The 7,384-nt window shown below is 69.6% G+C and carries 6 protein-coding genes; 4 read left to right on the top strand and 2 right to left on the bottom strand.

All coding sequences use genetic code 11. The annotated features are described in order from the left end of the window. From DVH02_RS34210 to DVH02_RS34200, 3 genes are all read left to right on the top strand, one after another. On the top strand, positions 1-347 hold a 347-nt coding region (locus tag DVH02_RS34210; protein ID WP_407697714.1), incomplete at its 5' end, for a ComF family protein. Between the two features lie 314 nt (positions 348-661). After that, entirely contained in the window at positions 662-1,360 is a 699-nt protein-coding gene (gene hpf / locus DVH02_RS34205; RefSeq protein WP_407697713.1) for a ribosome hibernation-promoting factor, HPF/YfiA family, read from the top strand. Between the two features lie 283 nt (positions 1,361-1,643). Next, positions 1,644-2,405 carry a response regulator gene (locus tag DVH02_RS34200; protein ID WP_114627713.1) on the top strand — a complete coding sequence of 254 codons (762 nt, stop codon included), beginning with the start codon at positions 1,644-1,646 and terminating at the stop codon, positions 2,403-2,405. A gap of 39 nt (positions 2,406-2,444) precedes the next feature. Here DVH02_RS34200 and DVH02_RS34195 read toward each other — a convergent pair whose 3' ends face one another. Further along, positions 2,445-3,641, bottom strand: coding sequence for a winged helix-turn-helix domain-containing protein (locus tag DVH02_RS34195; protein WP_114627712.1), 1,197 nt, complete (start codon positions 3,639-3,641; stop codon positions 2,445-2,447). A gap of 80 nt (positions 3,642-3,721) precedes the next feature. Then, on the bottom strand, positions 3,722-4,294 hold the full coding sequence (locus DVH02_RS34190; protein ID WP_114627711.1) for a GNAT family N-acetyltransferase: 573 nt from the start codon (positions 4,292-4,294) through the stop codon (positions 3,722-3,724). 241 nt (positions 4,295-4,535) lie between these two features. Between DVH02_RS34190 and secA the strand changes: the two genes are divergently transcribed. Continuing rightward, entirely contained in the window at positions 4,536-7,364 is a 2,829-nt protein-coding gene (secA, locus tag DVH02_RS34185) for a preprotein translocase subunit SecA (RefSeq protein WP_114627710.1), read from the top strand. Positions 7,365-7,384: the final 20 nt, after the last annotated feature.

The following is a 7,384-nucleotide window of genomic DNA, read 5'->3' as shown; positions in this document are numbered from 1 at the left end:
GCAGGACCGCCCCTCCCGCCGCCGGTGAGCTGCGGCGGGAGGGGCGGTCCTGCCGGGTGCTGCCGGTGCTGCGGCAGCGGCGGGCGGTGGCCGACCAGGCGGGTCTCGGTGCCCGTCAGAGGCTGTCGAATCTGTCGGGGGCCCTGGAGGTCGCCGTGGGCGGTGCGCGGCTGCTGGAGGGCGGCCGGGTGGTGCTGGTGGACGATCTCATGACGACCGGCGCCTCGCTGGGTGAGGCGGCCCGCGCGCTGCGGGTGGTGACGGGGCCCGGCGTTCCGGGATTCCCGCCGGTGAGCGCGGCCGTCGTGGCCGCGCCGCCTCTCTCCTTCGAAATAAACCGGAACTGATGACCGGCGCGCATCGTTGCAGGTAAACAGGGCAGGAGAACAGCTGAACAGAGGTACGTCCCGGTAGCGGGTGCCGACACCCGTCCGGGGGGTCTATGTTCGGTTATGAGGAGTGGCGCACGTCATGACTCGATGGACGTACCGGTGTGCTTCGGCGCTTTCGTACTCCCGGGAATCCGGAGGGTGGGGATCTCGCCGAGGGGGGAGGAGGAGGTGAAAACCGCCAAGTCCGGAAGGCTCCGGCGATGACTGGGGCCTGGTGCAACAGGGAGTACTCCGCAATGAGGCGGAGTGATCCGGGAACGGAGTTCTGCGTGGACATCGTCGTCAAGGGCCGCAAGACCGAGGTGCCCGAGCGGTTCCGCAAGCACGTGGCCGAGAAGCTGAAGCTGGAGAAGATCCAGAAGCTCGACGGCAAGGTGATCAGCCTCGACGTCGAGGTGTCCAAGGAACACAATCCGCGTCAGGCCGACCGGAGCGACCGGGTGGAGATCACGCTCCACTCCCGCGGCCCGGTGATCCGGGCGGAGGCGGCGGCCGCCGATCCGTACGCGGCGCTCGACCTGGCCACCGGCAAGCTGGAGGCGCGGCTGCGCAAGCAGCACGAGAAGCGCTTCAACCGCCGTGGAAACGGCCGGTTGTCGGCAGCCGAGGTCCCCGATGTCGTTCCTGGCGTGGCCCAGTTGAACGCGAACGGCGCGACCGCCGCCGAAGAGGCCGCGGAGGCGGCCGCGACGACGACCACCACCATGGTCGGCTCGCTGGAGGTACAGGGCGAAGGACCCCTGGTGGTCCGTGAGAAGACCCATGTCGCCGCACCCATGACCCTCGATCAGGCGCTCTACGAGATGGAGCTGGTCGGGCACGACTTCTATCTGTTCGTCGACTCCGACACCAAGGAACCCAGCGTCGTCTACCGGCGCCACGCTTATGACTACGGCGTCATCCATCTGCGGACGGACCCGTTCGCGGGCTCGGAGGCCGGTGGCGCCGGAGGCGCTCTCGGCGGCTGATACCCGACGGGAATACCGCGCGAACCACCGCGATCCGGTCGGAACGGACTCGGGACCGGACGGAAATCCGTGCTCCGGCAGTGCCCCTGAGCGCCCCTCGCGCCCTCGGGGGCACTGCCTTGCGGGCCGGTGGACCCGCGTGCCGTCGTCCGGGCATGAAATCATGGCGTGGCAAGCCAACAGGTGGTCTGCGAACTGCGGTTGGCCGGCTCTCAGGATTCAGGCCCTGTCCGACAAGATCGACCGGACAGGACCGGGGCCCCGGCCTCCAGGGGAGGGAACGATGGCGGACAGTTTCGGACCGGTGCACCACGCGGGCGACGCCCATGGCGCGGCGGGCGGCGTCGGGGTGGACACCGAGGCCGGGCGCGAGGGCTCGGGCAAGGAACCGATCCGGGTCCTGGTCGTGGACGACCACGCGCTCTTCCGCCGGGGGCTGGAGATCGTCCTCGCGCAGGAGGAGGACATCCAGGTCGTCGGCGAGGCGGGCGACGGCGCCGAGGCCGTCGACAAGGCCGCGGACCTGCTGCCCGACATCGTGCTGATGGATGTACGGATGCCCAAGCGCGGCGGTATCGAGGCGTGCACCTCCATCAAGGAGGTGGCCCCCAGCGCCAAGATCATCATGCTGACGATCAGCGACGAGGAGGCCGACCTCTACGACGCGATCAAGGCGGGTGCCACCGGCTATCTCCTCAAGGAGATCTCCACCGACGAGGTGGCCACCGCGATCCGGGCCGTCGCCGACGGGCAGTCCCAGATCAGCCCGTCCATGGCGTCCAAGCTGCTGACCGAGTTCAAGTCGATGATCCAGCGCACCGACGAGCGCAGGCTGGTGCCTGCGCCGCGGCTGACCGAACGTGAGCTGGAGGTCCTCAAGCTGGTGGCCACCGGGATGAACAACCGGGACATCGCCAAGGAGCTGTTCATCTCCGAGAACACCGTGAAGAACCATGTGCGCAACATTCTGGAGAAGCTCCAACTGCACTCCAGGATGGAGGCCGTGGTCTACGCGATGCGGGAGAAGATCCTCGAAATCCGCTGAGCGGGGGCCGGTCGCTCGGAGCGCCCGGGGGCCGGCCGCTCAGAGCGCGGCGAGCGCCTCCGTGAGGGGGCCGCGCAGCGCGGGCGCGTCGACGCGCTCCAGCCGTACGTCCGAGCAGCCCACCCACTCCGCGGCCTCCCGCAGTGCCCGCGCCATCGGCTCGACGGCCTTCGGGCCCTCCAGCGACACCTGCCTGGCCACCAGCGTCCTGCCCTCGCGCGCCGGGTCGACCCGGCCCAGCAGCCTGCCGCCGGACAGCAGCGGCATCGCGAAATAGCCGTGGATCCGCTTCGGCTTGGGGACGTATGCCTCCAGGCGGTGGGTGAAGCCGAAGATCCGCTCGGTGCGGGCGCGCTCCCAGATGAGCGAGTCGAACGGCGACAGCAGCGTCGTACGGTGGCGCCCGCGCGGGACGGTCGCCAGCGCGGCGGGATCGGCCCAGGCGGGCTTGGCCCATCCCTCGACCGTGACCGGCACCAGACCCGAGTCCGCGATCACGGCCTCGACCTGCTCGCCCTTGAGCCGGTGGTAGTCCGCGATGTCGGCGCGCGTCCCCACTCCGAGCGACTGTCCCGCCAGCGCCACGAGACGGCGCACGCACTCCCGGTCGTCCAGCTCGTCATGGAGGAGATCGCCGGGCACGGCGCGCTCCGCCAGGTCGTACACCCGCTTCCAGCCGCGCCGCCCGACGCACACGACCTCGCCGTACATCAGCGCGCGCTCGACGGCCACCTTCGCCTCCGACCAGTCCCACCACGGCCCCCCGTTCTTCGCGCCGCCCAGCTCCGTGGCGGTCAGCGGGCCCTCCGCGCGCAGCTGCTGGGTCACCGTGTCGTACACCCCGTCCGCCAGCTTGTGCGACCAGTGCGGGCGGGCACGGTAGGCGCGGCGGCGGAACGCGAAGTGCGGCCACTCCTCGATGGGCAGCACGCACGCCGCGTGCGACCAGTACTCGAAGGCGTGCGGTCGCGCCGGGGACGTGCCGACGGGCGCCGGGGTCCAGTAGGCGTCCTCGACCGCCTTGCGGCCGACGGCGCCCAGCCGCGCGTACGGAATCAGCTCGTGCGACCGGGCGAGCACCGAGATGGTGTCCAGCTGGACGGCGCCGAGATGGCGCAGCACCCCCCGCACCCCGCCGCGCCGGTCGGGGGCGCCCAGGAATCCCTGGGCGCGCAGCGCGATGCGGCGGGCCTCGTCGGCGGACAGTTCGGCGGTGGCGGGCGGCACGGTGGTCATGGTCCGCACCATAGACGGCGGCACTGACAACGGGGTCGGCCGGTGGTTCTCCCCGGTGGCCACCCCGTGCGGGCCGGTGGCTATCCCCGCGCGGGCAGGTAGGGGTGGCGGCCCGGGAGGCCGAGGTCGTGCGGCAGCAGGCCGCCGACCCAGCAGTCACGCAGCGTCTCCTTGTTCAGCAGCCCGCCGCGCAGCGTTCCCTCCAGCGTGAAGCCCGCCTTCTCGGCCACGGCCCGCGAGCCCGCGTTGCCGACCTCGGCCCGCCACTCCACGCGTACCGCGCCCAGCGCGGTGAAGGCCCAGTGGGAGATCGCCCGTACCGCCTCCGTCGTGTAGCCCCGGCCACGGTGTCCCGGAGCCGTCCAGTAGCCGACCTCCCAGGCGCCGGAGCGGGGGAACTGGAGGGCGACGGCGCCGAGGGGAGGGCCGTCGGCGCCGAGCCGTACGCCGAAGGCGTACGCCGTGTCGTCGCGCCAGCCGTCCGGGGCGATCCGCTCGACGAAGTGCTGTGCGTGCTGACGTTCGTACGGTGACGGTATCGTCGTCCAGCGCTGTATGTCGGGATCCTGACAAGCGGTGTTGACGGCGTCCGCGTCGGCCGGGGTGAAGGGCCGCAGCAGCAGGCGCTCGGTCGTGAGGGTGACGGGTTCCATGAGGGGATTCTGCGGACCGCGCCCCCGGGGTACGAGTGGTTTTCCCCTTCCACCGGCACCTTCCCGCGCTTCCGCGCGTTCTTCACTGCGGGTGGCGGCGGGCCCGCGTGGCAGCGGCCCTCCCGGCGCGGGCCGGTCCTCGCTTACGATGGCCGTTGCGGTGGGGCCCGCCTGCCGTGCCCGCGCCCGTGTCCGTACACGACCCACGTGCCAGGCCCGACCGGCAAGGAGACCAGCCTCAGTGTCCGTCTTCAACAAGCTCATGCGTGCAGGCGAAGGTAAGGTCCTGCGCAAACTGCACCGCATCGCGGACCAGGTCAACTCTATCGAAGAGGACTTCGTCAACCTCTCCGACGCCGAGTTGAGGGCGCTCACCGCCGAGTACAAAGAGCGGTACGCCGACGGTGAGAGCCTGGACGACCTGCTCCCCGAGGCGTTCGCGACCGTCCGTGAGGCGGCCAAGCGCGTCCTCGGCCAGCGTCACTACGACGTACAGCTGATGGGCGGCGCCGCGCTGCACCTCGGCTATGTCGCCGAGATGAAGACCGGTGAGGGCAAGACCCTCGTCGGCACGCTGCCCGCGTACCTCAACGCGCTGTCCGGCAAGGGTGTCCACCTGATCACGGTGAACGACTACCTGGCCGAGCGCGACTCCGAGATGATGGGCCGCGTCCACAGCTTCCTCGACCTCAAGGTCGGCTGCATCATGGCGAACATGTCGCCGGCGCAGCGCCGTGAGCAGTACGCCTGTGACATCACGTACGGCACGAACAACGAGTTCGGCTTCGACTACCTGCGCGACAACATGGCCTGGTCGCAGGACGAACTGGTCCAGCGCGGCCACAACTACGCGATCGTCGACGAGGTCGACTCGATCCTCGTGGACGAGGCCCGTACGCCGCTGATCATCTCCGGCCCCGCCGACCAGGCCACCAAGTGGTACGGCGACTTCGCCAAGCTGGTCACGCGGCTGACCAGGGGCGAGCCCGGCAATCAGCTCAAGGGCATCGAGGAGACCGGCGACTACGAGGTCGACGAGAAGAAGCGCACCGTCGCCATCCACGAGCCGGGCGTCTCGAAGGTCGAGGACTGGCTGGGCATCGACAACCTGTACGAGTCGGTGAACACGCCGCTCGTCGGTTATCTGAACAACGCCATCAAGGCCAAGGAACTGTTCAAGAACGACAAGGACTACGTCGTCATCGACGGCGAAGTCATGATCGTCGACGAGCACACCGGCCGTATCCTCGCGGGCCGCCGTTACAACGAGGGCATGCACCAGGCGATCGAGGCGAAGGAAGGGGTGGACATCAAGGACGAGAACCAGACCCTCGCCACGATCACCCTCCAGAACTTCTTCCGGTTGTACGGCAAGCTCTCCGGCATGACCGGTACGGCCATGACCGAGGCCGCCGAGTTCCACCAGATCTACAAGCTGGGCGTCGTGCCGATCCCGACGAACCGGCCGATGCAGCGCGCGGACCAGTCCGACCTGATCTACCGCACCGAGGTCGCCAAGTTCGCCGCCGTCGTGGACGACATCGCGGAGAAGCACGAGAAGGGGCAGCCGATCCTGGTCGGCACCACCTCGGTCGAGAAGTCCGAGTACCTCTCCCAGCAGCTCAGCAAGCGTGGCGTCCAGCACGAGGTGCTCAACGCCAAGCAGCACGACCGGGAGGCGACGATCGTCGCCCAGGCCGGCCGCAAGGGCGCTGTCACGGTCGCCACCAACATGGCGGGCCGCGGTACGGACATCAAGCTCGGCGGCAACCCCGACGACCTGGCGGAGGCGGAGCTGCGCCAGCGCGGCCTCGACCCCATCGAGCACGTCGAGGAGTGGGCCGCGGCCCTGCCCGCCGCCATGGAGAAGGCCGAGCAGGCCGTCAAGGCGGAGTTCGAGGAGGTCAAGGAGCTGGGCGGGCTCTACGTCCTGGGCACCGAGCGCCACGAGTCGCGGCGGATCGACAACCAGCTGCGCGGCCGTTCCGGACGTCAGGGCGACCCGGGCGAGTCCCGCTTCTACCTGTCGCTCGGCGACGACCTGATGCGGTTGTTCAAGGCGCAGATGGTCGAGCGCGTCATGGCCATGGCCAACGTGCCGGACGACGTCCCCATCGAGAACAAGATGGTGACCCGCGCCATCGCCTCCGCCCAGTCGCAGGTCGAGCAGCAGAACTTCGAGACCCGTAAGAACGTCCTGAAGTACGACGAGGTCCTCAACCGGCAGCGCGAGGTCATCTACGGCGAGCGCCGCCGGGTCCTGGAGGGCGAGGACCTGCAGGACCAGGTGCGCCACTTCATGGACGACACGATCGACGCGTACATCCAGGCGGAGACCGTCGAGGGCTTCGCCGAGGAGTGGGACCTGGACCGGCTGTGGGGCGCCTTCAAGCAGCTCTACCCGACGAAGGTCACCGTCGAGGAGCTGGAGGACGCGGCGGGCGACCGGGCCGGGATCACCGCCGAGTTCATCGCCGAGTCCATCAAGGACGACATCTACGCCCAGTACGAGGACCGCGAGAACCAGCTCGGCTCGGACATCATGCGTGAGTTGGAGCGGCGCGTGGTGCTCTCCGTCCTGGACCGCAAGTGGCGTGAGCACCTCTATGAGATGGACTACCTCCAGGAGGGCATCGGCCTGCGCGCGATGGCCCAGAAGGACCCTCTGGTCGAGTACCAGCGCGAGGGCTTCGACATGTTCAACGCCATGATGGAGGGCATCAAGGAGGAGTCCGTCGGCTATCTGTTCAACCTGGAGGTCCAGGTCGAGCAGCAGGTCGAGGAGGTCCCGGTGCAGGACTCCGACGAGCGCACCTCGCTTTCCAAGGAGGACGCCGTGCCCGCGGGCGCCGCGCGTCCCGAGATCCGCGCCAAGGGGCTCGACGCCCCGCAGCGGCCCGACCGGCTGCACTTCTCCGCGCCCACCGTGGACGGGGAGGGCGGCATCGTGGAAGGCGACTTCCAGAGCGAGAGCGCGGGCGGCCCGACGCGCTCCACGTCGGACGGGATGACGCGCGCCGAGCGCCGCAAGGCCCAGAAGGGCACGGCGGGGCGCCGCCGCAAGAAGTAGCCGGACACCGATCGGCAACG

Origin of the sequence: Streptomyces corynorhini (assembly GCF_003346515.1) — a bacterium.
Lineage (GTDB): Bacteria > Actinomycetota > Actinomycetes > Streptomycetales > Streptomycetaceae > Streptomyces > Streptomyces corynorhini.
This window is presented reverse-complemented; position numbering and strand designations above follow the sequence as displayed.

Bases quoted from the DNA above. Each gene is read 5' to 3' on its own strand.
- DVH02_RS34195 (WP_114627712.1), bottom strand. From the start codon at position 3,641: ATGACCACCGTGCCGCCCGCCACCGCCGAACTGTCCGCCGACGAGGCC.
- DVH02_RS34190 (WP_114627711.1), bottom strand. From the start codon at position 4,294: ATGGAACCCGTCACCCTCACGACCGAGCGCCTGCTGCTGCGGCCCTTC.
- DVH02_RS34200 (WP_114627713.1), top strand. From the start codon at position 1,644: ATGGCGGACAGTTTCGGACCGGTGCACCACGCGGGCGACGCCCATGGC.